The sequence below is a fragment of the Hyphomicrobium sp. LHD-15 genome, from assembly GCF_031157355.1.
In the GTDB taxonomy this organism is placed as follows: domain Bacteria; phylum Pseudomonadota; class Alphaproteobacteria; order Rhizobiales; family Hyphomicrobiaceae; genus Hyphomicrobium_C.
The window spans coordinates 405,585-431,876 of sequence record NZ_JAVIFT010000001.1; the positions used below are offsets into that span (position 1 = coordinate 405,585).

The window sequence follows — 26,292 nt, forward strand, 5'->3', positions numbered from 1 at the left end:
CGCAAAGAATAGAAAAACCCGCCCCCGTTGCGCAGACTTTGCGCAACAGAAGGCGGGCTCTCGATACCGGAAGAGCCGAAGCCCTCGCCGTTTAGTTGCGGCCCTTGTCGACCAGCTTGTTCTTCGAAATCCAAGGCATCATGGCGCGCAGCTTCTCGCCGACGGCCTCGATCTCATGGGCGTCGTTCAAGCGGCGGATGCCCTTGAAGCGAGCAGCACCCGCGCGGTACTCCTGCATCCAGTCGGACGTGAACTTGCCGGTTTGAATGTCGGACAGAACGCGCTTCATTTCCGCCTTCGTATCCGCCGTAATGATGCGCGGACCGGTGACGTACTCGCCCCACTCGGCAGTGTTGGAGATCGAGTAGTTCATGTTCGCGATGCCGCCTTCGTAGATCAGGTCGACGATCAGCTTCACCTCGTGCAAGCACTCGAAATACGCCATCTCGGGCGCATAGCCGGCTTCCACCAGCGTTTCGAAGCCAGCGCGGATCAGCTCGACGAGACCGCCGCAGAGCACAGCCTGCTCACCGAAAAGGTCGGTCTCGCACTCTTCCTTGAAGGTCGTCTCGATGACGCCCGAGCGGCCGCCGCCGACGCCGCAGGCATAGGACAGCGCGATGTCGTGCGCGTTGCCCGAGGCGTCGTGATGGATGGCGATGAGGCACGGAACGCCGCCACCCTTCTGGTATTCACCGCGTACGGTATGACCAGGTCCCTTGGGCGCGATCATGATGACGTCGATCGTCGACTTCGGCTCGATCAGGTTGAAGTGCACGTTGAGGCCGTGCGCGAAAGCGACCGCCGCGCCGTCGCGAATGTTCGGGGCGATGTCGTTGCGGTAGATGTCGGCCTGAAGCTCGTCCGGCGTCGCCATCATCAGAAGGTCGCCCCAGGCCGCAGCCTCGGCCACCGAAAGCACGTGAAGACCGTCGGCCTCGACCTTCTTGGCGGTCGGCGAACCCGGCTTCAGGGCGATGCGGATCTCCTTGGCACCGGAATCCTTGAGGTTCAGCGCGTGCGCGCGGCCCTGGCTGCCGTAACCGACGATGACGACCTTCTTGGACTTGATCAGGTTGATATCGGCATCTGTATCGTAATAGACGCGCATTGCTCTCTCTTATGTGTTTGAGACTATCGAAGGGTGGAGACTTGAGGACCAGAGCCCCGGAACTCGCAAGAGCCGGATGGTCCCGGAATTTGGCCGGACGTTACACCCGTGCTCGGCGCGGTTTCAACGGCCAAGTCGGAGTTGGGCGGATTTGCGCGAGATGCCCGTCCGAGGGGCGCGCGCCGTGTAATTAACAGATCCGAAAGGCCGGACGCATCAGAATGCCGGGTCTTTTTTGTCCCGGAAGCCTGTCGATGCGCCCCATGAAATCCTTTTGCGCCTTCACGTTGCTCGGCCTCTCCGCCTTGCTCGGCGGCTGCGGAGATAGCCAGCCGGCCGCGAGCGGTGGCGGCAAAACGGAAGTTCTTCGCGGCATCATCGCGAGCGCGTCCGACTGCACCTCGTTCGGGCCCGAAGCCGTGAAAGCCTGCTCGGAAGCCATCGAGCGCGCCGTCACGCGCCATGAGAGCGTGTCCACGACCTACAACAACATCGAGGCCTGCGAGACGGCGGTCGGCGAAAGCAAATGCGAGCGGGCGGTTTCGGGAAAGTACCGGCAGCGGCTCGCGGCTTTCCTGGTTGCGCTCGGCACGACGCCGCGCGCGGAGCCGCTCTACCCGGCGAAAAACGGTGCCGTCGGCTTCCAATCGGCTGACAGAAGCACGTACCTCGCGAGCGATCGCAGCATCACGTTCTCGCGTCTCGCGCTTTCGGTCGCGGAAAGCGAGGCCACGCCGAGCAAGACGGGCCGGCGCTCCTAACGCCTTCCCTGCTCGCGCGCGCTTGCTGCCGCCAACACAGCTGCCGCTTTGTGAAAGATCGGTTGCCATCATCACATCGCGGCCGCGCCGCGCCCGATGGCGGCAATGCCGGTGCGCGAGACTTCGACCAGCCCAAGCTCCATCATGAGGTTGATGAAGGTGTCGATCTTGCCGGGCTTGCCGGTGACCTCGAACACGAAGTGCTCGGTCGAGGTGTCGACGACCTGGGCGCGGAAGATCTCGGCCATGCGCAGGGCTTCCATGCGCTTCTCGCCTTTGCCTGAAACCTTCACCAGCGCCAGCTCGCGCTCGAGCGAGATGCCTTCGAACGTGAGATCGCGCACGCGATGGATCGGAACCAGCCGTTCGAGCTGATGCTTGATCTGCTCGATTACGGCGGGCGTTCCGCGCGTGATGATGGTGATGCGCGAGAGATGCTTCTCGTGCTCGGTCTCGGTCACCGTAAGGCTGTCGATGTTGTAGCCGCGTCCCGAGAAAAGGCCGATGACGCGCGCGAGCACGCCCGGCTCGTTGTCGACGAGCACGGACAAGGTCCGCGTTTCGACCTCCTGGCGGAGCGAGGGGCCGGCGTAGTGCGTCTGGGGATTGGTGTTGATCATCGCGGTTACTTCTTCTCTTTCGAATTCTTGCCGTCGATCGCCTTCACCGCCTCGGGGAAGACGATCGACAGAAACACCGGCAGGCCGTGCTGGTCGACCAACGCGCGAACCTGGTCGGCGTAGGCCTGAGACTTCTTGTACTGATGGAAGGCCGCCGAAACGCGCCGGCCCATGCTATCGGCAAGCTCCCGGGGCGAGGGCACGCCGAGCTTATGGAGCGTTTCCGTAGGCATACGCGAATAAACCTGAATGAGCGTCCGCGTCTCGAGATAGTCCTGGGCGATGCAGGACTCGAAGCCTTCGGTGTAGTTCGAGGCGATGCTGTGGGTGCGGTAGCAGTTGTCGATCAGCTCGTAAGCCGCCTTGGCTCCTCCGGTGCGATGCACGCGCCCCAGCCGCTCGGCCGCTCCGCGGATGCTCGCGGCCTGATCCCAGGTCGCGGCCTCCGATTTGCCCGCATCTTCGGGCGTGGCTTGAGGTTCGGTCTTCGGGGCTTCGTCCGCGGCACGCGCCATCGGCGCTCCTGCTGCGCCGAGCGCAACGAAGGCAGCGACAGCGATCAAAGCGAAACGAACGAGGCCGACGACCGGATTCCTCACACCAACACCTTCCCTTCTTTACCAATGGCCCTCGAAACCTCCTCGTCGGACACGTTCTCGCCGAGCAGCATTTCGTTGTGGGCCTTGCCTGAAGGGATCATCGGGAAACAGTTAGCCAGCTTTGCGACGCGGCAATCGAAGATCACCGGGCCCTTGTGATTGATCATTTCACGGATGGCATCGTCGAGGTCGGCCGGGTGGTCGCAGCGCATGCCGGTCCAGCCGTAAGCTTCGGCCAGCTTGACGAAATCGGGCAGCGCCTCGGTGTAGCTTTCAGAGAGGCGATTGCCGTGCAGCAGCTGCTGCCACTGGCGCACCATGCCCATGTACTCGTTGTTCAGGATGAACACCTTCACCGGCAGGCGATACTGAACCGCCGTCGAGCACTCCTGGATGTTCATCAGGATCGACGCATCGCCCGCAACGTCGATGACGAGCGATTTCGGATGCGCGAGCTGCACGCCGATCGCGGCCGGCAGGCCGTAGCCCATCGTGCCGAGGCCGCCAGACGTCATCCAGCGGTTCGGCTCCTCGAAGTTGATGAACTGGGCGGCCCACATCTGGTGCTGGCCGACCTCGGTGGTGATGTAGGTGTCGCGATCCTTGGTCAGCTCGTAGAGACGCTGGCAGGCGTACTGCGGCATGATGTGCTCGGTGGAGTTCGTGTAGGAGAGCGACTTCCTGGCCCGCCAGCCGTCGATTTCCTTCCACCACGACTTCAAGGATGCCTTGTCGAGCTGGGGCGCCTTGGCCTTCCAGACACGCAGCATCTCCTCGAGCACGTAGGCGCAGTCGCCGATGATCGGGATATCGGCACGGATGTTCTTGTTGATCGAGGACGGATCGATGTCGACGTGGATCTTCTTCGAACCCGGCGAGAAGGCATCGACGCGGCCGGTGATGCGGTCGTCGAAGCGCGCGCCGATGTTGATCATCACGTCGCAATCGTGCATCGCGAGGTTGGCCTCGTAGGTGCCGTGCATGCCGAGCATGCCGAGCCACTGCTTGTCGGACGCGGGATACGCGCCGAGGCCCATCAGCGTCGACGTGATCGGGAAGCCGGTGAGGCGCACGAACTCGCGCAGGAGCTGGCTCGCCTTGGGGCCCGAGTTGATCACGCCGCCGCCGGTGTAGAATACCGGGCGCTTGGCGGACGCAATGAGATCCACGGCATCGCGAACGGCCGTCGGCTCCGGCTTCACGCGCGGCTTGTAGGTTTTGTGCGCGATGTTCGAGGGGCCGACGTAGTTGCCGGTCGCAAACTGCACGTCCTTCGGAATGTCGATGACGACCGGGCCGGGACGGCCGGCTTTCGCGATGTAGAACGCCTCGTGGATGATGCGCGCGAGATCATTGACGTTCTTCACGAGCCAATTGTGCTTCGTGCACGGACGCGTAATGCCGACGGTATCGCACTCCTGGAAAGCGTCGTTGCCGATCAGGTGCGTCGGCACCTGGCCGGTGATGCAAACCAGCGGGATGCTATCCATGAGTGCGTCGGTGAGACCGGTGACGGCGTTGGTGGCGCCGGGGCCGGAGGTGACGAGCGCGACGCCGACCTTGCCGGTGGAGCGGGCGTAACCTTCGGCGGCATGCAGGGCGCCGCCCTCCTGGCGAACCAGGATGTGCTTCACCTTATCCTGCTGGAACAGCTCGTCGTAGATCGGCAGGACGGCGCCGCCCGGATAGCCGAAAATATGCTCGACGCCCTGGTCCTGGAGCGCCTTCATCACAATCTCGGCGCCCGTCATCGTCCGTGCCATGGAATTCCTCCGCATACCCGCCGCGGGATGCACGCCAGCGGCGTGGCCGCCGGACATCCCAGATTTCGAGCGGGAACCTAATGGCGGCACCCTGGCAGGTCAAGCTTTCGAATTAATAAAATCGCATATTTCTCGCTCGAAACTTTTCGTTTCTTGCGTATTTATCCATCTCCACGAAATCATATTACTTTTAAGCCAAGTCACCTGCCTTTTCGCGTACTGGCGAGTCTCTGCCTTGGAGCGTTCCGCGGCCTCTTCCAAACCGGTCCCACCCCCCAGCAGATCGCGGAGCGGCTTTACGCCGAGCGCCCGCATAACCGGAAGATCGTCGCCGATCTCGAGTTGCATCAGCGCGCGCACCTCGTCGAGCGCACCTTGCGCCAGCATGTCGTCGAAACGCGCATCGATCCGCGCCCGCATCTCCTCCCGGGACGGCGCGACGACGAAGGCGCGGCTCTCCTCGACGCGCACGAACGGCTCGCCGGGGATCTCCTGCCATTCCGCCAGAGAGCGGCCGGTCGCCTCCTGCACCTCGAGGGCGCGGACGATCCGCTGCGGATCGGTGGGTCTCAAGCGCGCCGCCATCACCGGATCGCGCTCCTGGAGGACAGCGTGCAGAACTGCCGCTCCCTGCTCCACCGCCGCCTGGCGCCATCTCATCCGAATGTCAGGTGGGATTTGGGGGATGGGCGACAGCCCTTCGGTCAGCGCCTTGAAGTAGAGCCCGGTGCCGCCGACGACGATCGGAACCCGTCCTTCTCGTTGCGTCTCGCCGATGGCCTGAGCAGCCTCGGCCGCGTAACGGGCGGCCGAATAGGCTTCGCGGCCGGGTACGTGGCCATAGAGCCGGTGCGGTACGCGACTTTCGTCCGAGACGCTCGGACGCGCAGTCAGCACGCGAAGCTCGCGATAAACCTGCATTGCGTCAGCGTTGATGATCGTGCCGCCGACAGCCTCCGCGAGTCGAAGCGCAAAGGCGGACTTGCCGGAGGCCGTCGGCCCTGCGATCAGAATGGCGGCGGTGTTCGTCATCCCGTCGTTCTAGTGCGTTTGCCGATCCGATTCCATCGGATCGGCAAACGCACTAGCTTTCTGCTTTGGCGCATTTTCTTGCGACGAACTGGCGTCCATCCCGGATCATGTCCGGGACAGGCTTCGTCGGAAAATGCTCTTGAGCCTGATCGCCTCACTTTGAACTGTAATTGCGCGTCCGCTCGTGGCCCCGCACCAAGGTCAGCCTTCATGTCCGCTTCACACACACTCGTCCTCACCGCCAAGCTCGGTGACCTGACTGACGACCTTGTACGGGCTGTGATCGATCGTTTGGACCCACGCGCGCTCGGTGCGCGGTGGCTTGCGATGGGCGAAGCCTGGGAAGCCGATCTCCCCTCGACGGGACCGGCGCCACTCGCCGCGCTCCTCGACACCGTGAGGCGCGCAATCGGGCCGGCGCCTGTCGATATCAACGTAATCTCCGACGCGGGCTCCCGGCGCAAGCGGCTGCTCTGTGCCGACATGGAGAGCACGATCATCGAGCAAGAGTTGATCGACGAGCTGGCAACGCTCGTCGGGCGACACGAAGAGATTTCCGCGATTACAAAAGCGGCAATGCGGGGTGAACTCGATTTTGCCGCCTCGCTGGTTCGTCGCGTCGCACTGTTCGAAGGTCTCGCAGCCGACCAGCTGAACCCTCTTCTCGATCGCGTAACGCTGATGCCCGGCGCGGAGACACTGGTGCGCACGATGCGCGCGCATGGCGGCAAGTGTGCGCTCATCTCGGGCGGCTTCACGATTTTCGCGGAACGGATCGGCGCGCAGCTCGGATTCGATGCGGTGGTCGCGAACGTGCTCGAAATCGAGAACGGAAAGCTCACCGGCCGCGTCCGCGAGCCGATCGTCGGACCGCAAGGCAAGGCCGATGCGCTCGCGCGGCTAGCTTCCGAGTACGGGTTCGATGCCTCCGATACCATCGCAGTGGGCGATGGATCCAACGACACTCTGATGCTGGCGGCCGCCGGCCTCGGCGTCGCCTTCCGCGCCAAACCGATCCTGGCCGCTCACGCGCGCGCTCTTCCGAACGGCGCCGTCGTGACACACGGAGATCTCACGGCGCTGCTCTCTCTGCAGGGGTATGCGCGAGACAGCTTCGCGAGCTAACGGCGCTTGGTCTGAAACCCGCGGCATCGCTCTCCGTACATCAGTTACGCACGATGTGATGCGTACAGAAAAAGGAGAGCCCCATGCGCAAGACCATTCTCGCGGCCGCGCTTCTGATTGCGTCGGTGTCTGCCACTCACGCCTACACGCCCGCAAATATCGATACGAACAGCCTGTCGGGGAAGGCGATGGCGGACCATCCCGGCGTGACCGGGCGGTCTAAGATCACCGGCTTCCCGGGCCGGCCCGACGAGACGAGCCTTTCGGGCCAGGAGATGCGCAGGCATCCGGGCAACCATGGTGGAACCACGGCCAACCCGACGGCAAAACCTCAAGATGAGAGTCTCTCCGGGAAGGCCATGCACGATCATCCCGGCAACAGCTAACCCAGAACGACAAGCGTTCTTATCCGGGCCCCTCCCCTGCGCGCTGCCCATGCAGACGCAGGGGTCGAGGCCCTGGGCGGCGTCGCTCAGGCTCGTCCGAGCACGCGGCGGAGCGCGAGGCGCATGCGCAGGGCCAGCTGATCGAGGCTGGGCTTCACCCGCATCCAGGCCTGCTTGGTCTCGAGGCGGATACGCGTCTTGATCATGCGGCCATAACGCCACGCCCAGGATTGGCGGATCTTTTCGAACAGCGCTTCCTTCCACGGCATGAACCAGTTGTAGATCGCCGCAAACCACGGGATCCGCATCAGGGCCGGCTTCGTGAGCAGGAGAAGGCGCGCAATGAGCGCAGTCGATGCGATCTTCGCGCCGACGAACAGCAAGCCGGCGGCAAAGATCTGCCCATGGCTCAAGAGATAGATGGAGAGCAGCTTCAGCGGAAACAGAACCGATGTCGGCAGCGCCAAAGCGAGCAGCGCGCCATAGGGCGGCAAGCCGGCGATGAAAAGCTCCACCCGCGCCCACAGCCTGAAGCGCGCCAACCAGGCAAGTGCTGCAGCCAGTGGCCGCCAGCCCCATTCTTCGAATATCAGAATGAGCGCCAGAAGGACCTGCAGCGCGAAACCGAGCGGCGGGCTGATCACACCCCAAAGCGCCCTCAGCGCTCGCCAGACATGAACCGGCGCACGCCGCAGACGGAGTTTCGTCTGCTGCCAAGCTTCCACGACTTTATCGATGAAGCGTTCCTCCATCGCCCACTCATCCCGCACCTGAACCTCGGGAGAGTACAGCGGCGAGATTAACGCGTCATTCCCGGCTTGCGACGCGTTGCGCCGCCATCGCTTCATGGCGTGGCCCGCCAATCGCCGCGGCATCCCGATCGAAAATTCCGGCTTCGGAGGGGTTTGACAGACTTTCGCCTTTTGTATACTTATTCCATCAAGTTTTGAAAGAAACCCTTACAGGTAGGAAACAATGACGACACGTTTCGGTTTGATTGCTGCCGTTTCGATGGTGCTGGCTGGCTCGTTCGCAGGCGCGGCCTCGGCCGACGAAATCGAAGTCAAGATGCTCAACAACAACGGCAAGGGCAAGTTCATGCTGTTCGAGCCGGACTTCATCAAGGCGAAGGTCGGCGACACCATCAAGTTCGTGCCGACGAACAAGGGGCACAACGCCGAAGCGATCCCCGCGATCTGGCCGGAAGGCGGCGGCGAGTTCGTCGGCGAACTCAACAAAGAGGTCGTCCTCAAGATCGAGAAGCCGGGCGTCTACGGCATCAAGTGCAAGCCGCACTATCCGATGGGCATGATCGCGCTCATCGTCGCCGGCGACGAGCTTCCTAACAAGGATCAGCTCGAGAGCTACAAGCCCGCCGGCACGGCCGAGAAGCGCTACCTGGAACTCAAGGAGCAGGTCGGCAAGTAAAAGCCGGGCTTCGTCAGAACGACGAGGGTTCATCGAACGCAGCTGCCCGGGACACCGTCTCGGGCAGCTTTTTTTGTTCGCCGGAGGGCGAGGCGCCCGAACCCTGCTCCAGCGCTGCCGCCAATTCCTCGCGCGCCTTCTCGGCCTGGCGCTGGCGGTTCCACAGGCTTGCGTAAAGCCCGCCCTTTTCGATCAACTCCGCGTGCGTGCCCTGCTCGACGAGGCGGCCCTTTTCGAGCACGATGATGTTGTCGGCATGCACGATCGTCGAAAGGCGGTGGGCGATCACCAGCGTCGTGCGGTTGGCGGCCACGCGATCGATGGCGTCCTGGATTTCCTTCTCGGTGTGGCTGTCGAGCGCGCTCGTGGCCTCGTCCAGCATCAGGATCGGCGGGCTTTTCAGAAGCGTCCGCGCGATGGCGACACGCTGCTTCTCGCCGCCGGACAGCTTGAGACCCCGCTCGCCCACCATCGTCGCATAACCCTGCGGGAGCGCGGCGATGAAGCCGTCGATCTGGGCGAGGTGCGCCGCCTCGTGCACCTCGGCGTCGGTGGCATCCGGGCGGCCGTAGCGAATGTTGTAGAGGATGGTGTCGTTGAACAGCACGGTATCCTGCGGCACCACGCCGATCGCGCGCCGCAATGACTGCTGCGTGACATCGCGAATATCCTGGCCGTCGATCGTCACGCGGCCTTGCTCGATGTCGTAGAAGCGGAACAGGATGCGCGAGATCGTCGACTTGCCCGCGCCCGACGGGCCGACGATCGCCACCATCTTGCCGGCCGGCACCTCGAAGGAGACGTCGTGCAGGATGCGGCGATCCGGGTCGTAGCCGAACGATACGTTCTCGAAGCGCACGGTGCCTTCGCGGACCTCGAGCGGCTTGGCGCCGGGCTTGTCCTCGACTTCGGGGGCTTCACCCAGAAGCGCGAACATCGTCTCGAGATCGACGAGCCCCTGCTTGATCTCGCGATAGACCATGCCCATGAAATTGAGCGGGATGTAGAGCTGGATCATGACAGCGTTGATCAGCACGAAATCGCCCACTGTGTGCGTACCGGCGATCACGCCGCGGGCGGCGAGCCACATCACGAGGGTCATGCCGAGCGTGAAGATCGCGGCCTGTCCGGAGTTGAGGACGCCGAGCGAATAGTAGGTCTTGACGGCGGCGCGCTCATAGCGGGCCATCGAGACATCGAACCGTCGGGCTTCCGCCTCCTCGTTGCCGAAGTACTTCACGGTCTCGTAGTTCAAAAGGCTGTCGATGGCCTTGGTGTTCGCCTCGGTATCACTCTCGTTCATCTCGCGCCGGATGGCGATGCGCCGCTCCGACGCCGAGAACGTGAACCACATGTAGAGCACGATGGTGGCGACGAGGATCAGCACGTAGGTCCAGTTGAAGTAGAAGACCAGGAGCCCCGCGACGAGCACGAGTTCGATAACCGTCGGGGCAAGCTGCATCACGCCCATGCGCACGATGAGATCGATGCCGCGCGTGCCGCGCTCGATCACGCGCGAAAGGCCGCCCGTGCGCCGTTCGAGATGAAAGCGCAGCGAGAGCTTGTGCAGGTGCCGGAACGTCCTGTTGTTCAACTCGCGAATGGCGTGCTGGCCGACGCGCGTGAACAGCACGTCGCGCACCTGGTTCAGCACCATCATGAGAACACGGCCCACGCCGTAAGCCACGATCAGCATGGCGACGCCGAGCGCAAGCCCCTTGGTGGCCACCACCTCGGGCTTGCCGAGATCGGAGGCGAGCCAGTCGGTCGCCGCCTTGAAGGCCACCGGCACCGCGACCGTGATGATCTTTGCGAGCACGAGGACCACGAAGGCGCCCGCCACTTCGATGCGCAAGTCCCTCCGCCCCGCCGGCCAGATATACGGCAGCAGGCTCTTCAGCACTGTCCAATGGCTGGCGTCGGCCTTCAGGCCGAGCAGATTGGGCCGCTCGCTGCGGCTCGATGAGGAGGTCGCGATGGTGTTTGGTCTCATGTTGCTTTCGGCAATACGCACGCGGCACCGGTTCCGATCACCCGGCGGATAAGAGAGCCGGTGTAAACGAAGGGCGGAGACTTAGCCTTTTTGATCGTGCGTGGCCAGCCGGCGAGGCGCCATGCGGGGTTGGTCCGCCGTTTCCTCGCCCGTCTCTAAGCGCGTTAGCGCGGGACGCGGAGACGCTGGCCGGGATAGATCCGGTTCGGGTTGCGGAGCTTTTTCGGGTTGGCGTTCCAGATTTCCGTGTAGCGGGCACCGTCTTTCAGGACGCGCCGAGAGATGCTCCAAAGCGTCTCTCCCCGCTTGACGACGTGAACGCGATACCCGCGCGCGCGCTGCTTTTTCCATTTGTCCTTGCGGTGCGCGGCAGCCTCGCGACGCGCCTGACGTATCGCGGCTTTGTTGCTCGCCTGGTTCGCCCGGAGCTCGATGCGGTTTCGTTGCGGACGGGCGCGCGGCGTGGCATCGGCCGGGCTCACCTCGGCAACGCGGGCTTTTTGCTGTGCGGGAGGCGCTATCTCTGCGGCGGAGCTCGGCACCGGCTCAGGCGCAGTCGGCTTGGCCTTCGCTGCATTCGGAGCAGCTTCGGTTGCAGGCGGGGCGGCGGCAGCGACGCGCTGTTGTTCGGCCGCCTTGATCTCCGCCTGGTATTTTTCAGCTGCGGCTTTGCGTTCCGCCTCTGCCTTTTTGCGCGCCGCAGCAGCGGCCTCGACGAGACGGGTCGCGTCCGTGGCTCGCGCCTCGGCAAAGCGCTTGGTCTCGGCTGCTTTGGCTTCAGCTGCCTTGCGGGCTTCTTCGGCGCGGGCCTTCTCGACCCGTTCAGCTTCGGCTACCGCGATGCGCTTCTCTTCAGCGGCCTTGGCTTCAGCCAACCGCTTCTCCTCGGCAGCCTTCCGCTCCGCTTCCGCCTTGCGCGCGGCCTCCGCCTCTGCTGCCTTTCGGGCTTCTTCGGCGCGGGCCTTCTCAACCCGTTCAGCTTCGACTGCCGCGATGCGCTTCTCTTCGGCGGCCTTGGCTTCAGCCAACCGCTTCTCCTCGGCAGCCTTCCGTTCCGCTTCCGCTTTGCGCGCAACCTCCGCTTCGGCAACCTTGCGGGCTTCCTCGGCGCGGGCAACCGCAACCCGCTCGGCCTCCTCTGCAGCCGCCCGCCGCTTCGCCTCCGTCTCCTTGCGCGCCTCTTCCGCTTTGCGGGCCGCGTCGTCAGCCTGCGCTTTAGCCGGGTCTTTCCGGGCTTCTTCCGCTTTCCGCGCCTTAGTGGCGTTGTCGAGGGCTTCGAGCTTGGCGAGCCCCTCGGCGATCTTGCGATCGAGTTCCTGCTTGATCTTCTCGAGTTCGGCCTTGCGGGCCACGGCGCGTTTGCGCTCCGCCTCGGCCGGGCTGTCGCCGCCGGTCGCGCCGGCGCGCTTCGCTTCGCGCGCGGCTGCCGCTGCGGCCGCATTGGCCCGCTCAACGGCTTCCTTCCATTCCGCTTCCGCCTTCTGGCGGGCCTCTACGAAAGCCTTTGCGTCGAGCGCCGCTTGGTCGCCACTCGTGGGGGCCAAGAGAGCATAAGACTTGGCATTCTGCGGCTCGATGCCTGCGGCCCGATAGGCGCGATCGATCCAGAACGCGGTATAGTTCAGCGCCGCACGTGCGGAGATCTCCAGCGCTTTCCAAACGCCTTCCGACGAAGCGTCCGCAGGTTGCTCCGCCCCTGGCACCGTTTCGCGCGGGACAGAGAGCTTGTCGGCGATGTCGGATCGATAGCTGCGGGCGGCCCTTTCCAGCCAATCCGTCACGGCCGGGAGAGGATGGGTTTGATTTGCGGGCGCCGCCTGGACGTCGGGTGTGGCGGGCTGATCGTTCCCGGCCGCAAATGCCGGTATCGAGCCTGCCGTGATCAGGAGCGAAGCCGCGCACAGCGCTGCCGTCGCTGCGGCTTGTCTTTTTTGCCTCAAAACGCTCACTCTGAAACCCCACCCACGCAGAACTGTAACCCGGCCCAAAACACCGGACGCTGTGATTTTACCCCACCCCGCTCCGCCGAGAATAAGGCATTCCGGGCCTCAAGGACCAATGAAACTCTGGTCTTTCTTAAAGGGTTGGCCGCGAGTTGTGCCTGCCATGCCGCACTTCCTCAAACCGGCTCCCATTGGCAGACGGTCACCGGGACGCCATCTAATTGTGGAAGACCACGTCCTAGTTCCCTATCCGACCCATATTAAGGAAATGATTTGAAACACCCCTCCGATACGGCCGAGACCTCCCCGAAGCCTCCCGGCAAAAGCCGAACAAAACCAACCGATAGCCCCGTGAACGGAGGCATTCTCGAGGCCGTTCGCCCGCTGAAAAGCGTCTGCGTCTATTGCGGATCAGGGGTCGGGCAAGACCCGGTCTATGCCGAAACCGCGCGCATCCTGGGGCGAGCCCTCGCGGAAAGCGGCGTCGCGCTGGTTTATGGCGGCGGCGGCCTCGGACTCATGGGCGAAGTCGCGCGCGCGGCTCTTGCCGGCGGCGGCAAGGTCACCGGCATCATTCCGGAGTTCCTGACGGCGCGCGAGCACATGCTCGAAGACGTGACCGACCTCGTCGTCACTCAGGATATGCACCAGCGTAAGCGGCTGATGTACGAGAAATCCGACGCGTTCATTGCGCTTCCAGGCGGCATCGGCACGCTGGAAGAGCTTGTGGAGCAGCTGACCTGGTCGCAGCTCGGCCAGCACCGCAAGCCGATCGTGCTTGCCAATATCGCCGGCTTCTGGACCCCGTTCCTCAAGCTTCTCGAACATATGCGCCAGGAAGCCTTCATCCGCCCCGGCCTCGAAGTCCGGTTCGGCGTCGTGGACGATGCCCATCAGATCGTTCCGCGCGTAAAGGCGCTATTCGCGGAGAGCGAGGGACAACCGAAACCTTCCACGCTGATCAAATTTTAATGTCGCTTGCGGGTGCGACCAAACGGCCGGGCGTCAACTCTCTCCCACCGATACCTTCCCTTGGCCCCAATTGGGAACCATCCTTGGACCAGTTGCGTCTAAGTTGGAGGTGTCGATGCCGTATTTCGCTCTCCTCTCCGCCCTGCTGATCGTGGCGACGCCATTCGCCGGATCACAGGCGTTCGATCTACCGAGCACATCGCCCGACGATCTTATTGTCGCTTTTGAAGACGAATACGGCGGCGACGGCTACAATGACGACGGGGGCTCCGCGGATCTCGAAGATCCGGACGGCGACGGGAGTGACGAAGATGCCCGCGCTCCTGAGGACGACGACGACGATTGGGACGGCGACGACGTGGATGGTCGCATCCGGGCCTGATCGGACGCCAAGTGTCCGAGGCGGGCCTTGAACCGAAAAGGTGACGCCCGTGCCCTATGCGATAAAGCCTGCTTCCTTGCTGACGACCACGTTCCTGGCTGCCGTCGCGCTGCTCGCGACCCACGCGGCCCCTGCCCACGCAGGGCGCGCCGATAAGCCGGGCGCAACCCACAGCTATGATGGCGCTCCGTCCGACCTGCATGATCGGGTCAGCAGATCCTATGACGCGGATCGCAACCGGCGCCGGCATACGGCGAACAAAGCGCACAAGCGCGAGCGAAATCTCGCCTATCCGAACAGCCCGTGGGGCCCGTTCGCCGGTCCGCCCGGGCTATTTTGAAAAAGCTTTCTGCGAAACAAAAAAAGGCGCCGCATTCGCGAGCGCCTTTTTCGTATGTCTTCCGCGTCCCGCGAGAGCGGCGCGAAGGTCAGTCCTTGGCGCGCTCGACGTAAGAGCCATCGGCGGTCATGACAACGACGCGCGTGCCGGTTCCGATGTGGGGCGGCACCATGATGCGTGCACCGTTCGAGAGCTTGGCAGGCTTGTAGGACGACGAGGCAGTCTGACCTTTGACCACGGGGTCGGCTTCGACGATCTCGAACACCACGCGTGCGGGGAGCTCGATCGCGATCGGATTGCCCTCGAACAGCGAAATGCTGCAGGTCATGCCTTCCTGCAGCCAGACGGCCTGATCACCGAGGACGTCTTTCGAAACCGGAATCTGGTCGAAGGTTTCGGGCTGCATGAAGTTGAAGCCCATGTCGTCCTCGTAGAGATAATTGTAGTCCTTCTCCTCGAGGTAGGCACGCTCGACCTGATCGGTCGTGCGATAGCGCTCCGTCACCTTCACGCCATCGGCGATGCGGCGCAGTTCGAGATGGGTGACGGGTGTGCCTTTGCCCGGATGGATGTTCTCGGCCGAGATGACGACGGCAAGCTTGCCCTCGAGATCAAGGACATTACCTTTGCGAATCGAGCTTGCGATCACTTTGACCACGGTCTTCTCCCAAGAATTCAGGTCGCGCCCGACGACAAAACAGGGCAGCAGCCTATTGGGGCTGTTCGCCGTACGTCCGTGCAGGGCAGGAAATATGGGCGTCTCATACTCTGGATCGGCCCAGAGGCCAAGCGCCGATGCTTCGCCCGCTCAAACAGGCGGCGATCGGCCTTAACGGGAGCCGCCCCGGGCTAGCCAAATAGGCGTGCGATACCGTGCCAGAGGCGGCGCGCGCCATAGCCCAAAAGAACGCTGGTCGTCAGAATGGCGACCTGCAGGCCAACCTGTCGCACCGGGCCGATGGCGTTGAAATTATCCTGGACAGCCTGGGCGGCGCCGGCCGGCTGTTGCAGCAATATGAAAAAATCGAGCGCAAACAACACCGCGACCACTGCCGCAAAGATGAGCAGGGTGATCCAGAACCCCGAATGCAGGGTCCCCTTCCAGATCCAGCCCGCGCTGATACCCAGTGCAATCATGATCGGCGCCACCAGGAAGGTTCCGAACACGCCGATGCCGAGCGTCAGGCATTGGCCGAAATTGCCGCTTTGCGGCGTGTGGCCGAGGGTGACGCAGGTGCCGCCCATGGCGAAGCCGGTCAGCCAGCTCACCAGCTCGATGAGCACGAACAACACCAACGCGGTCACGAATGCGGTGCCGAGCAGATTCGGGCTCGCCCCGCCCGCTGCCGCATCCAATGGACTGGTCTTGCGCCGCGAAAACGTCCGGCGCGACAGATCGAAAACCGGAACAGTGAGCACATAGATGAGGTTCTTGAGGGCATCCAATGCGCCGCCCAGACTGCCTTCCTGTGGAAGCGCGCTCAGTCCGACGCCGGCGCCAACGGCAAACAGGAGGGTGAAGGCCGCTGCCCATAATGTCGGCGCATCAAGCGTCCTCGAGTCGGCTTCGATCGCGGTCATGCTATCCCCCTGGTTGCCGGCGCGCCCAATCGTACATAGCCGGTCCCGCCCCGGCCGCGGTAAAGTTAATCGGGCGCCGGAACGGCGGCAAGTGCATCGGGGCCGCCGTTCACATGCTTCAACCTTTCGCATGTCTGTCGGAAACGCTTGAGCAGGCCTTCGTGGGCTCGATATGGTGCCCGCGCCGTCTGCCCCTTCTGCTTCGAGGATCGTTGCACCGATGCCTTCTCCCTCACCCTGGTGGGACCCAGAGCGCCACCGGGATCGCCGGGCAGGCCTCATGCTGCGCAATCGCATCAAGGCTCGCATCCGCGCGTGGTTCGAAGCGCAGGGTTTCGTCGAGGTCGATCCGGCCGCGCTGCAGGTGTCTCCCGGCAACGAAACGCACCTTCATGCCTTCGCGACCGAACTGGTCGGCACCGCGCTCGATCGGCAGCGGCTCTACCTGCACACGTCGCCGGAATTCGCGATGAAGAAGCTGCTTGCCGCCGGCGAGGAAAGAATCTTCGCGTTCGCGCCGGTCTATCGGAACCGGGAACGCGGGGCCTTGCATTCGCCCGAGTTCACGATGCTCGAATGGTATCGGGCCGGCGCGCCGTACACGACGCTGTGGGACGACTGCGAAGCGCTGCTTGGAATTGCTGCGGACGTTACTCAGCGCCACGCATGGTCGTTTCGGGGACGCGAGGCGGACATCGGGCGCGGGCTCGACCGCATCACGCTCGACGAGGCGTTTCGAAAGTATGCCGGCTTTCCCTTACTCGACACGTGTGCGGCGGGTCATGGCGATCGCGACGCGTTGGCTTCGCGTGTGCAAGCTGCCGGCATCCGTACCGCCGCCGACGACACCTGGTCGGATTTGTTCTCGCGCGTGCTTCTCGAAAAGATCGAGCCGCATCTCGGTTCTCCGAGACCAACCATTCTTGCAGAGTACCCGGCGCCCGAAGCCGCACTCGCGCGCCCGGTGCCAGGCCGCCCTGAAGTGGCCGAGCGGTTCGAGCTTTATGTTGCGGGCGTGGAACTCGCCAACGGCTTCGGCGAACTTGGCGACGCCGACGAGCAGCGGCGGCGTCTCATCCACGAAATGGACGAGAAGGCCCGCCTCTACGGCGAGCGCTATCCGATCGACGAGGATTTCCTGGCGGCATTGGCGCAGATGCCGGCCGCCTCGGGGTGTGCGCTCGGCTTCGATCGGCTCGTGATGCTGGCAACCGGAGCCAGCAGTGTCGATCAGGTGATCTGGACACCGCTCGGCGAAGGGAGCAAGTAATCGACCTTCACCTCCGGGCCCTCCCCCACAAGGGGGGGAACACGTGCCTCTCTTCTGACGACGCGGGACACAACGATGAGCGAAATTCATACCGGCGGATGCCAATGCGGCGCGGTGCGCTTCCGCGTCGAAGGTCCGCTGGGTCGGGCGGGGATCTGCCATTGCCGGATGTGTCAGAAGGCGTTCGGCTCCTGGGGCGCGCCACTGGTCACAGTCCCGCTCGCCAATATGACTTGGACCCGCGCAAAGCCGGATGAATTTCGCTCGTCACCGGTTGTTGCACGCGGGTTTTGCTCCCGCTGCGGAACGCCGCTCTACATGCTGGAAGACGGGTTCGACTACTACGACATCGCGATCGGAACGCTCGATAATCCGGAAGCTGCGCCACCCACGGAGCAAGTCGGCATCGAAAGCAAGCTCTCCTGGTTCGATCGGCTGCCCTCGCTGCCGTCTCACTCGACTTCCGACGACAGAACCGCGGAGGATCTCGCGAAACTCAAGACGAGCCAGCATCCCGATCACGATACAGATGTGTGGCCACCGAAATGACGCGCCTGCGCCAAACGCTTCGCACCGCAACGGATCTCGTCGACGCCGGGCTTGCCGCTCCGGGCGATGAAGATGCGCTCACGCGCGTGAGCGAGCGCTACGCCATCGCGGTGACGCCTGCGGTCGCCGAGCTGATCTCCAGCAAGGATGCCGCCGATCCGATCGCGCGGCAGTTCGTGCCTGATATCCGCGAACTCGACACCTCGCCGGAAGAGCGCGCCGATCCGATCGGAGATCACGCGCATAGCCCGGTGAAAGGCATCGTGCATCGCTATCCGGATCGTGTGCTGCTCAAGATCGTCGGCGTGTGCCCGGTCTACTGCCGCTTCTGTTTCCGGCGCGAGATGGTTGGCCCCGCCGCCGAAGCCAACCTCTCACAGGACGAGATCGAAACGGCGCTCGCCTATATTCGCGCGCATCCCGAGATCTGGGAGGTGATCCTCACCGGCGGCGATCCGTTCATTCTGTCGCCGCGCCGCATCGAGGCGGTGACGGCCGCGCTGTCGGACATCGCGCACGTCAAGATCATCCGCTGGCATACGCGAGTGCCGGTGGTGGCGCCGGAGCGCGTCACGGCCGAGCTCGTCACGGCGCTGCGTAGCTCGAAGAAGACTGTTTATGTCGCGCTGCATGCCAATCATCCGCGCGAATTGACGGGCGCCGCGCGCGACGCCGTCGCGCGGCTCGTCGAGGCAGGCGTTCCGCTCGTCAGCCAGACAGTGCTGCTCAAGGGCGTCAACGACGACGCGGATACGCTCGAAGCGCTGATGCGCGCGTTCGTCGAAGCCCGCGTGAAGCCCTACTATCTCCATCATGGCGACCTCGCGCCGGGGACGGCGCATTTCCGCACCAGCGTTGCCGAAGGACAGGCGATCATGCGTGCGCTGCGTCAGCGGCTTTCCGGGCTCGCGATGCCCACATACGTGCTCGATATTCCAGGCGGCTTCGGCAAGGTGCCGGTTGGCCCCGACTATCTCGACGGTGACGACCCCGCGATCGTCCACGATCCGTCCGGCGTTGTGCATCGCATCGACGGCGCGTGCGCACCCAAATAACGTCCCTCCCCTATTCCGCGCGGAACAGCCCCGCGTGCGCATTCATGGTCTCCTCATGGTCTGATAGACTCATGCGCGAGGTTTGCCGCGGGCAAGCCCGTGCGTCCATGGAGACGAGCGATGACCAGCACATCCTGCGGGCATCACGACGACTGTCATTTTGACGAACACGCCAAACCCTCTTCGCACGCATCCCAAACATCCCGGCACGCACGCCGTCGTAAGCTGGACCGGCTGCTCGTCGCGGCATGTTTCGTCTTCATCGCCTGGACGCTGATCTCGATCGCGCTCAACAGCTCGGCGCATGCGGCGGAGATGCCGCTGATTACGCAGGGCACGGGCGTCGTGACGGCATTCTCCGGAACGTCGCAATCGACGAGCAGCGTGCCTGGTGATCATCCGCAGGATCGGACGCTGATCGATCCGGCGGGCGCGGTGCTGCGCGTCCTCGACCTCACCAATCTCGGCGGTAGCCCCCACGGACAGTTCGTCGACCTGCCGGCCAAGCTTGCCGTTCCGGCGCGCGACATCGGCCAAGTGTTCGGCGTCGTGATCGCGGAGCCGGCGCCGGGCGTTGCGCCCGATATCTATGCGGCTGCCTCGTCGCTGTTCGGGTTGCAGATCGTCAAGCCTGCAGCCGACGGCAAGCTGATGCGTCTCGTGCGCGGCGCGCCCGGTGCACAATGGGCGCCGGGGCAGTTCGGTCTCGATCTCGGCGGCGGGCCGGGCACGATCTGGAAGATCGACGGGACGAGCGGAAAGATCACGCCGTTCGCGACGGTGGTCAGCGGCGTGGACGAGAACGCGGGGCCAGGCCTCGGGGCGCTCGCGTTCGATCCGGTTTCACGCCTGTTGTTCGCCGCGAGCCTTGAGACCGGGTTGATCCACAGGATCGACCTCACCGGCCGCGATCTCGGCGTGTTCGATCATGGCCTCACCGGGCGCGGCGCACTGATGCTGCCGCAGGTGCTCGACGATCCGAAGGCGCGGATGAGCATTCACGATCCGGCGTTCAACGTCGAAGATCCGGCAACGTGGGGCTATGCCGACAAGAAACGCCGTGTGACGGCGCTCACGATCGAAGGCGGCCGCCTTTATTATGCGGTGGCGGAAGGTCCATCTCTGTGGTCGGTCGGCCTCGCCGCCGACGGCAGCATCGGCAACGACGTCAAGCTCGAGATCGACGTCAAGGGCACGCCCGACAACAATCCGGTTACGGCTATCGCATTCGACGGACCGAGCCGGGTGTTCCTCACCCAGCGCGGCGATGTCGTTGGCAGCTACGACTATGCGGCGCTGGCTCGGCCGAGAACGTCGGTCGTTTACCGTTTCACGCGCGAGAAAGCAGACCAGGCCTGGAACGCGACGCCTGACGAATATGCCGTCGGCATGCCTTCGCCGCATCGCGCCACCAACGGCGGCGCGGCCCTCTCGTATGGATATGACGAGGCGGGGCGTGCCGAATTTGGCCGCTGCCGGGCGACGCTCTGGACTACTGGCGAAGGCTTGCGCGCCGATCCGCAAGGCCGCCTTGTCGATGGTCTCCAAGGTGCCGATACGTCGGCCGCGCAGGCTGCGTCCGCGTCGCGCGCACGGACAGGCAGCGAGGCGCTGCAGGGCGATTTCGGCCTTTATGAAAGCGACCTCGCGCCGCCAGAGAAAAGCTGGTTTGTTCCAGTGGGCAACGGCAGCCGCGACCGGCACGGGCAAGTTGGCGCGCTCGCGATCCATGCGCCGTGCGAAGCGGAGGTTGCGTCCGCCCCGGCTTCTGCCGTGCCCGAGCGTCCGCCGGTGATCGTCGTCGATCCCGATCATCTGCCGCCCGGCATTCACATCGCCAAGGTCTGCCATCCGGGACCGCTCGGCGGCGTCATCCCGTGCACGATTACTGTCACCAACGTGGGCTGGACGCTGACGGGAGACGTCGGCTTCACCGACGCCTCGACCGTGCTCGCAGGGCCTGACAAGGGCGCGGCCGTGCTGATCACGAGCGCGACGCCGGACGGCGCGGACTGGATGTGCTCGCCGACGCCGTCGGCGACGTTCGGATGCGCGCTGCCGTTCACGGCGCTGCTGCCGGGGCAATCGCGCTCGGTCAAAGTGTTCGTCAATACCGGCCCGCTGGTCGCGTCCGGCAACACCGGCTTCCGCAACTGCGCCTCGCTGGCGCTGCCGTGGAGCGGCGTTGCCTGCGTCGACAGCCAGACGCAGATCGTCGTCAAGAAGAAGGCACCAGCTTCGTGTCTGCCGGGTGCCGCCTGCACGTTCGAACTTTCCGTCACCAACAGCGGCACGCTGCCGTTCGCAAGCGACGTGCTGCTCTCCGACAGCCTGTTCCTCGATGGCGTCGGCGCTCCGATCGCGGCCCCGATCACGGCGATCGTTCCAGCGCTCGGCTGCGCACCCGATCCTGCGGCGTTGCCGTTTTCGTGCACCGCGCCGCTCATCCTCGCGGCGGGCGAAACAAAAAGCTTCTCGATCACGGCGACGATGCCGCCGCTGCCGCCTAACTATTGGGGCCAGAACTGCTTCTCGGCTTCGGCGCCCGGCCAGCCCCCACCGGCTTTGCCGCCAGGCCCCGGCGTCGACCCCGCCGCCGTTTCGTGCGCGTGGGTTCCGGTCGGCGCACCGCCGCCGCTCGCCAACTTGCAGATCGGAAAATCCCCGCTCGAATGCCACAAACAGGGCGCGGATCACGTACGCTGCCACTACGACATCACGCTTGCGAACACGGGGCCATCGCCCTCCATCGCGCCGATCACGTTCACGGAAACCGTGCCGGCGAACAGCGCGCTCGCTTCGATTGCAGCGCCGTGGTCGTGCATCGGCGGGCCGCCTCTCTACACGTGCACCACGGCCGCGCCGCCTGTCATTGCGCCAGCGGCGAGCCTCACGATCCCGGTTGCGATCGATCTCGAACGCGCGCCGCTCGAAGCCGCAAAGTGCTGGGCACCGAACCATGTCTCGATCACGGCACCGGCCGGTGGAACGCCTGCCAACTTCAAGGTGGCGGACGACTCCGCGCTCGCCACGGCGGATGCGGCCTGGATCCGCTTCGACGAAGGCGGACCGCTCGAACTCGTGCTCTGTGATCCGACCAATCTTCGCACGACGAAAGTCGCCGACGGTCCGTGCGTGGCGGATGGCAGCAACTTCCGCTGCGGCTACACGGTCACGATCACCAACACCGGACCCGATCCGTTCAAGGGCCGCATCGACGTCACCGACACGTTCGACGCGGTACCGGTCGACGTGAAGTTTCCGGCGGATTGGGATTGCGGCGGAGCCGGCGCAAATTGGACCTGCTCGCACGCGCCGCTCGACCTGGCCAAGGGAGAGAGCGTCTCGATGGCGGTCACGGCGAAGTTCGCGAAGAACGGCGGGCGTTGCGTCGTCAGCAACCGCGCGACGATGATCTTCCCGCCCGCAAACACGCGCTGGAACCAGAGCGGCGCCGATGACAGTGCCACTGCGTTCTCGCCGATCCCATCACCCGATTGCGACGCCAAGCCCACGTGCGAAGCGCCCGCGCCCGGAGAAGCCCGGACCGTCTCAGGCGCCTGCGCGTGTGCCGACGGCCATGCCCGCGACCGCAAGGGCCGCTGCGTGCCGATCGTCATCGCAGAACCCACGTCCGAGCCGGAAGGCCCCACGCCGACGCCGGTTTGCACGCCCGGTCCGGACGAATATCGAACGGCATCGGGTGCGTGCGTCTGCAAATCCGGATTCTCGCGCCGGGACGGCCGCTGCGTGATCATCGGCGTCGTGCCTCTGCCGCCCACGCTGCCGCTGTGCGAGCCGGGTCCGAACGAGGTACGCGACGGCAATGGACGGTGCGTGTGCCGTGACGGGTTCTCGCGCAATCGCGACGGACGCTGCATGCCGGATATCGCCGGATGCGTCCCAGGCCCCAACGAGCATCGTACTTCCAACGGCCGGTGCGTTTGCGATGCAGGCTATGATCGCGATCGCAACGAACGTTGCGTCCCCGAGAAGCCTGACGTGTGCCCGCCCGGAACGTTTGGAAAGCCGCCCGCCTGCAAACCGAAAGTGTGCGACGACGGCTACACCGGCAAATGGCCCGACTGCCGCCCGATCGCATGTCCGCCGGGCATGACTGGGAAGCCGCCCAGGTGCGTGCCGAAGCCGTGCCCATCCGGCACGACGGGAACGCCTCCCAACTGCAAGCCCGTCGACAAACCGAAATGCCCGCTGGGCCAGATTGGAACGCCGCCGAACTGCCGACCGATGCTGTGCCCGCCGGGCACGACCGGCAAGCCGCCCAACTGCAAGCCGATCGAAAAGCCCAAGTGCCCACCTGGGACAGTCGGCAAGCCACCGCGGTGTGTGAAGGTTGTCGTTCCGTGCGCGAAGGGCGAGATCCGCAACGACAAGGGCCAATGCGTGCCGCGCAAGGTAAGCACCCCGCCTAAGACCACGACGCCGAAGCTCGACACGAACACGCCGGTCAAGGTCCGGGAGCCGTCGAAGCCCAAACCGGTGCCGGATATTCGTTAGCGCGGGCGCCGCGATGAAGAGCAAAAAAGGCCGGTATTCTGCCGGCCTTTTTCATGTGCCCGTTCAGCGGACGCGGCGCCAAGCGCCGGTGCGATATTCGGGCGGCAGGTTGTCGTCGGTGAAGCCCTTGGCCTCGACCTCGTCGAACCAGCGATCGCGCTGGCTCTCGGGCAAACGCGTGCCGCACCAGGGACAGAAGCCGATCAGGATATAGGACGGCCCGCCATCGTGCACGATCAGCCCGAACTCGTCGAACTTCTCACTGTAGACGACGAGATTGTCCGGGCACTCGAACGGATCGGCGTGCTGCTCGCAGGTGAAGGCGAGACGGCTTTTCATCTCGGCGCAGCAGAAAACCGCCGCTTCGCTCGGAGGGGCCCAGGCTTCTTCGACCGGCATCCAAATGACGCGGCTCCCTTGAAACACGTCGGACGGCATTCGCTATATCCAAACGGCTATTTCGAAGACCGGACAAAAGCACGATCTGCGAAAAATGATTATCCCCATCAGATCCTTAGCGATGGCCGGGCAATATGCCCGATCGCTTCCTGCCCTGTTGATGGTTCCCCTGAGCAATGTCAGAGTGTCGCAGCACAAAAGCAGAGACCGGCGCCCTCCGGAAGAGGGGTTCAAACGACCGGATCCAGAAAAGACCGCGATGGAGGAACGCACCCTATGAACGAGCACAACAAGCCCAGCATATTTCACGGTGCCTGCCCGCACGACTGCCCCGATACCTGCGGCATGGACTATCACGTGCGCGACGGCAAGCTCGTGGAGGTGCGCGGCAAGAAGGACCATCCGTTCACACGCGGCGGCCTCTGCGTGAAGCTCAAGGACTTTCACGATCACCATCACAACCCAGACCGGTTGATGTATCCGCTGCGCCGCGTCGGCGCCAAGGGAACAGGCCCCAACGGCGGCAACAATTTCGAGCGTATCACCTGGGACGAGGCCATCGCGGAAATCGGCAAACGCTGGCGCGAGATCATCGCGACCTACGGCAGCCAGGCAATCATGCCTCAGAGCTATCTCGGAAACATGGGACTCGTGCAGGGGATCAACTCCGGCGATCCGTTCTTCAATAGGCTCGGCTCGACGGTCAACGAAAAGACCTACTGCACCTCGGGCTCGTCGACGGCATGGCTTCTGACGCACGGACCGACCGGCGGTGTCGATCCCGAGAGCTTCGTCCACTGCAAGTACATCGTCATCTGGGCGTGCAACACGATCTCCACCAACCTTCATCATTGGCCGTTCGTGCTCGAAGCGCAGAAGCGCGGCGCCAAGGTTGTCGTCGTAGACGCCTTCAAGTCTCGCACGGCGAAGGCCGCCGACTGGCACATCTGTCCGAAGCCCGGCACCGATGGCGCACTCGCACTCGCCGTCATCAATTCCATGGCTGAGCAGGGTCTCGTCGATCAGGATTACGTCGACCAGCACACGCTGGGCTGGCCGGAGCTCAAGGAGCGCGCGGCGGAGTTCCCGCTCGAAGAGGCCGAGAAGATCACAGGCGTGAAAGCCGAGGACATCGCTCGCTTCGCGCGTGAGTTTGCGACCTCGCAGCCCTCCGCCATTCGCATCGGGGTTGCCATCGAGCGTTCGGCGGGCGGCGCACAGGCGGCTCGCGCCGTCTACGCGATCCCAGCTGTCGCCGGCTCCTGGCGCCACGTTGGCGGCGGTATGCTGCAGCTTCCGCTGTGGGACTTCCCGGTCGACTGGGTCAAGGCCGCACGCCCCGACTTCATCAAGCCCGGTACGCGCGTGGTCAACAATCTCCGGCTCGGCGAGGCGCTCACCGGCGAGATGAAGCTCGATCCGCCGATCATGAGCCTGTTCGTGTTTTGCACCAATCCGGTCAGCCAATCGCCGGAAACCAACAAGATCGTCGAAGGCCTGCAGCGCGAGGATCTTTTCACGGTGGTGGCCGAGCACTTCATTACCGACACCGCGAAATATGCCGACATCATCCTTCCTTCCGCCATGGCCGGCGAAGCCGAGGACATGATGTGGTCTTGGGGTACCTTCTACTTCACCTACAATCAGAAGGCCGTCGATCCGCCCGGCGAATGCAAGCCGACGAGCGAGCTCTGGCGACTGCTGGCAGCAGAGATGGGATTCGATGATCCGGTCTTCAAAATGACCGATAGCGAGCTGTGCGCTGCCTACATCAATTGGGATGACCCGAAGATGGGCGGCATCGACATGGAGTATTTCAAGCAGCACGGCTTCTACAGGATTGATGTCGGCTCGAAGGACACGCGCGCGCCGCACGCCGAAGGCAAATTCCCGACGCCATCCGGCAAGGTCGAGTTCCTGCTGCCCGATCACAAGAACTTCGTCGCGGGTCCGTTCCGCGCCATGTACGAAGGCGAGCAAGACGGCTCTCCCATCGATCCGCTACCGGGCTACGTGCCCGTGCGCGAAAGCCCGGAGACCAATCCCGAGCTGGCGAAGTCGTATCCGCTCAACATCATCTCGCCGAAGAGCCACGGGTTCCTCAACTCCTGCTATGCCAACGAGCCACATAAGATCCGGAGCCAGGGCGAGCAGTTCGTGATGATCAACAAAGCGGACGCGGAAACCCGCAACATCCGCGAGGGCGATCCGGTGCGCGTCGCAAACGCGCGCGGGTCGTTCGAAGGCGTCGCGCGCGTCACCGACGACGTCAACCCGGGTATCGTGGTGGCGACGCTCGGCTACTGGCGCTCGCTCAACCGCTCGGACGGATCGGTCAACAGTATCTCATCCAGCGCATGGTCCGGTCTCGGCCGCGCACCGACCTTCTCGGACAATCTGGTCGAGGTCAGCCGCGTGAACTGAAACGCGGACAATGACTTACGCGCGATATTGGGGCCGTGCAT

General features: G+C 64.1%; 23 protein-coding genes. 12 read left to right on the forward strand and 11 right to left on the reverse strand.

Going from position 1 to position 26,292, the window contains the following annotated elements; translation table 11 throughout:
• Window positions 1-91: 91 nt before the first annotated feature.
• Entirely contained in the window at window positions 92-1,111 is a 1,020-nt protein-coding gene (gene ilvC / locus RCO24_RS01870) for a ketol-acid reductoisomerase (protein WP_308959674.1), read from the reverse strand.
• Between the two features lie 263 nt (window positions 1,112-1,374).
• Here ilvC and RCO24_RS01875 point away from each other — a divergent pair, with 263 nt between their 5' ends.
• Window positions 1,375-1,872 (forward strand): DUF1190 domain-containing protein, encoded by a 498-nt coding sequence (locus tag RCO24_RS01875; RefSeq protein WP_308959675.1) that lies wholly within the window; start codon window positions 1,375-1,377, stop codon window positions 1,870-1,872.
• Between the two features lie 71 nt (window positions 1,873-1,943).
• On the opposite strand, the gene ilvN is transcribed toward RCO24_RS01875, so the two are convergent.
• From ilvN to miaA, 4 genes are all read right to left on the reverse strand, one after another.
• Window positions 1,944-2,492 carry an acetolactate synthase small subunit gene (gene ilvN, locus RCO24_RS01880; protein WP_308959676.1) on the reverse strand — a complete coding sequence of 183 codons (549 nt, stop codon included), beginning with the start codon at window positions 2,490-2,492 and terminating at the stop codon, window positions 1,944-1,946.
• Between the two features lie 5 nt (window positions 2,493-2,497).
• Window positions 2,498-3,091 carry a hypothetical protein gene (locus RCO24_RS01885; RefSeq protein WP_308959678.1) on the reverse strand — a complete coding sequence of 198 codons (594 nt, stop codon included), beginning with the start codon at window positions 3,089-3,091 and terminating at the stop codon, window positions 2,498-2,500.
• Window positions 3,088-4,854: an acetolactate synthase 3 large subunit gene (locus RCO24_RS01890; RefSeq protein ID WP_308959679.1), complete on the reverse strand. Its 1,767-nt coding sequence runs from the start codon at window positions 4,852-4,854 to the stop codon at window positions 3,088-3,090. Before RCO24_RS01890 ends, RCO24_RS01885 begins: the two co-directional genes overlap by 4 nt.
• A 99-nt stretch (window positions 4,855-4,953) precedes the next feature.
• A complete protein-coding gene (miaA, locus tag RCO24_RS01895; RefSeq protein ID WP_308959680.1) occupies window positions 4,954-5,886 on the reverse strand; it encodes a tRNA (adenosine(37)-N6)-dimethylallyltransferase MiaA in 933 nt (310 codons plus the stop codon).
• A 210-nt stretch (window positions 5,887-6,096) separates the two neighbouring features.
• Here miaA and serB point away from each other — a divergent pair, with 210 nt between their 5' ends.
• Window positions 6,097-7,011 carry a phosphoserine phosphatase SerB gene (gene serB / locus RCO24_RS01900; RefSeq protein ID WP_308959681.1) on the forward strand — a complete coding sequence of 305 codons (915 nt, stop codon included), beginning with the start codon at window positions 6,097-6,099 and terminating at the stop codon, window positions 7,009-7,011.
• A gap of 83 nt (window positions 7,012-7,094) precedes the next feature.
• A complete protein-coding gene (locus RCO24_RS01905) occupies window positions 7,095-7,397 on the forward strand; it encodes a hypothetical protein (protein ID WP_308959682.1) in 303 nt (100 codons plus the stop codon).
• 86 nt (window positions 7,398-7,483) lie between these two features.
• Here RCO24_RS01905 and RCO24_RS01910 read toward each other — a convergent pair whose 3' ends face one another.
• Complete coding sequence (locus RCO24_RS01910) at window positions 7,484-8,245, reverse strand: hypothetical protein (RefSeq protein ID WP_308959684.1); 762 nt, start codon at window positions 8,243-8,245, stop codon at window positions 7,484-7,486.
• Between the two features lie 127 nt (window positions 8,246-8,372).
• On the opposite strand from RCO24_RS01910, the gene RCO24_RS01915 reads away from it, so the two are divergent.
• Window positions 8,373-8,825: a pseudoazurin gene (locus tag RCO24_RS01915; protein WP_308959685.1), complete on the forward strand. Its 453-nt coding sequence runs from the start codon at window positions 8,373-8,375 to the stop codon at window positions 8,823-8,825.
• 13 nt (window positions 8,826-8,838) lie between these two features.
• Here RCO24_RS01915 and RCO24_RS01920 read toward each other — a convergent pair whose 3' ends face one another.
• The gene (locus RCO24_RS01920; protein ID WP_308959686.1) at window positions 8,839-10,818 is read right to left on the reverse strand and encodes an ABC transporter ATP-binding protein/permease; all 1,980 of its coding nucleotides are present in this window, start codon (window positions 10,816-10,818) and stop codon (window positions 8,839-8,841) included.
• Between the two features lie 164 nt (window positions 10,819-10,982).
• On the reverse strand, window positions 10,983-12,767 hold the full coding sequence (locus RCO24_RS01925; RefSeq protein WP_308959687.1) for a LysM peptidoglycan-binding domain-containing protein: 1,785 nt from the start codon (window positions 12,765-12,767) through the stop codon (window positions 10,983-10,985).
• Between the two features lie 345 nt (window positions 12,768-13,112).
• Here RCO24_RS01925 and RCO24_RS01930 point away from each other — a divergent pair, with 345 nt between their 5' ends.
• The 3 genes from RCO24_RS01930 to RCO24_RS01940 all read left to right on the forward strand — a co-directional run bounded on the left by RCO24_RS01930 (window position 13,113) and on the right by RCO24_RS01940 (window position 14,455).
• On the forward strand, window positions 13,113-13,733 hold the full coding sequence (locus RCO24_RS01930; protein ID WP_308959688.1) for a TIGR00730 family Rossman fold protein: 621 nt from the start codon (window positions 13,113-13,115) through the stop codon (window positions 13,731-13,733).
• Window positions 13,734-13,848: 115 nt separating this feature from the next.
• Entirely contained in the window at window positions 13,849-14,115 is a 267-nt protein-coding gene (locus RCO24_RS01935; protein WP_308959689.1) for a hypothetical protein, read from the forward strand.
• 49 nt (window positions 14,116-14,164) lie between these two features.
• Window positions 14,165-14,455, forward strand: a complete 291-nt coding sequence (locus RCO24_RS01940) for a hypothetical protein (protein ID WP_308959690.1) — start codon at window positions 14,165-14,167, stop codon at window positions 14,453-14,455.
• A gap of 88 nt (window positions 14,456-14,543) precedes the next feature.
• On the opposite strand, the gene efp is transcribed toward RCO24_RS01940, so the two are convergent.
• Window positions 14,544-15,113: an elongation factor P gene (efp, locus tag RCO24_RS01945; protein WP_308959692.1), complete on the reverse strand. Its 570-nt coding sequence runs from the start codon at window positions 15,111-15,113 to the stop codon at window positions 14,544-14,546.
• Window positions 15,114-15,304: 191 nt separating this feature from the next.
• The gene (locus tag RCO24_RS01950) at window positions 15,305-16,036 is read right to left on the reverse strand and encodes a hypothetical protein (protein WP_308959693.1); all 732 of its coding nucleotides are present in this window, start codon (window positions 16,034-16,036) and stop codon (window positions 15,305-15,307) included.
• A gap of 220 nt (window positions 16,037-16,256) precedes the next feature.
• On the opposite strand from RCO24_RS01950, the gene epmA reads away from it, so the two are divergent.
• The 4 genes from epmA (at window position 16,257) to RCO24_RS01970 (ending at window position 23,428) form a co-directional block, all read left to right on the forward strand.
• Window positions 16,257-17,306, forward strand: coding sequence for an EF-P lysine aminoacylase EpmA (epmA, locus tag RCO24_RS01955; RefSeq protein ID WP_308959694.1), 1,050 nt, complete (start codon window positions 16,257-16,259; stop codon window positions 17,304-17,306).
• Between the two features lie 75 nt (window positions 17,307-17,381).
• Window positions 17,382-17,855, forward strand: a complete 474-nt coding sequence (locus RCO24_RS01960; RefSeq protein WP_308959695.1) for a GFA family protein — start codon at window positions 17,382-17,384, stop codon at window positions 17,853-17,855.
• Window positions 17,852-18,910 (forward strand): lysine-2,3-aminomutase-like protein, encoded by a 1,059-nt coding sequence (locus tag RCO24_RS01965; protein WP_308960875.1) that lies wholly within the window; start codon window positions 17,852-17,854, stop codon window positions 18,908-18,910. Before RCO24_RS01960 ends, RCO24_RS01965 begins: the two co-directional genes overlap by 4 nt.
• Before the next feature lie 120 nt (window positions 18,911-19,030).
• Window positions 19,031-23,428 (forward strand): hypothetical protein, encoded by a 4,398-nt coding sequence (locus RCO24_RS01970; RefSeq protein WP_308959696.1) that lies wholly within the window; start codon window positions 19,031-19,033, stop codon window positions 23,426-23,428.
• 63 nt (window positions 23,429-23,491) lie between these two features.
• On the opposite strand, the gene RCO24_RS01975 is transcribed toward RCO24_RS01970, so the two are convergent.
• A complete protein-coding gene (locus RCO24_RS01975) occupies window positions 23,492-23,827 on the reverse strand; it encodes a DUF6980 family protein (RefSeq protein ID WP_308959698.1) in 336 nt (111 codons plus the stop codon).
• A gap of 276 nt (window positions 23,828-24,103) precedes the next feature.
• Between RCO24_RS01975 and RCO24_RS01980 the strand changes: the two genes are divergently transcribed.
• Entirely contained in the window at window positions 24,104-26,251 is a 2,148-nt protein-coding gene (locus RCO24_RS01980) for a molybdopterin oxidoreductase family protein (protein WP_308959699.1), read from the forward strand.
• The last annotated feature ends 41 nt before the right edge of the window (window positions 26,252-26,292 follow it).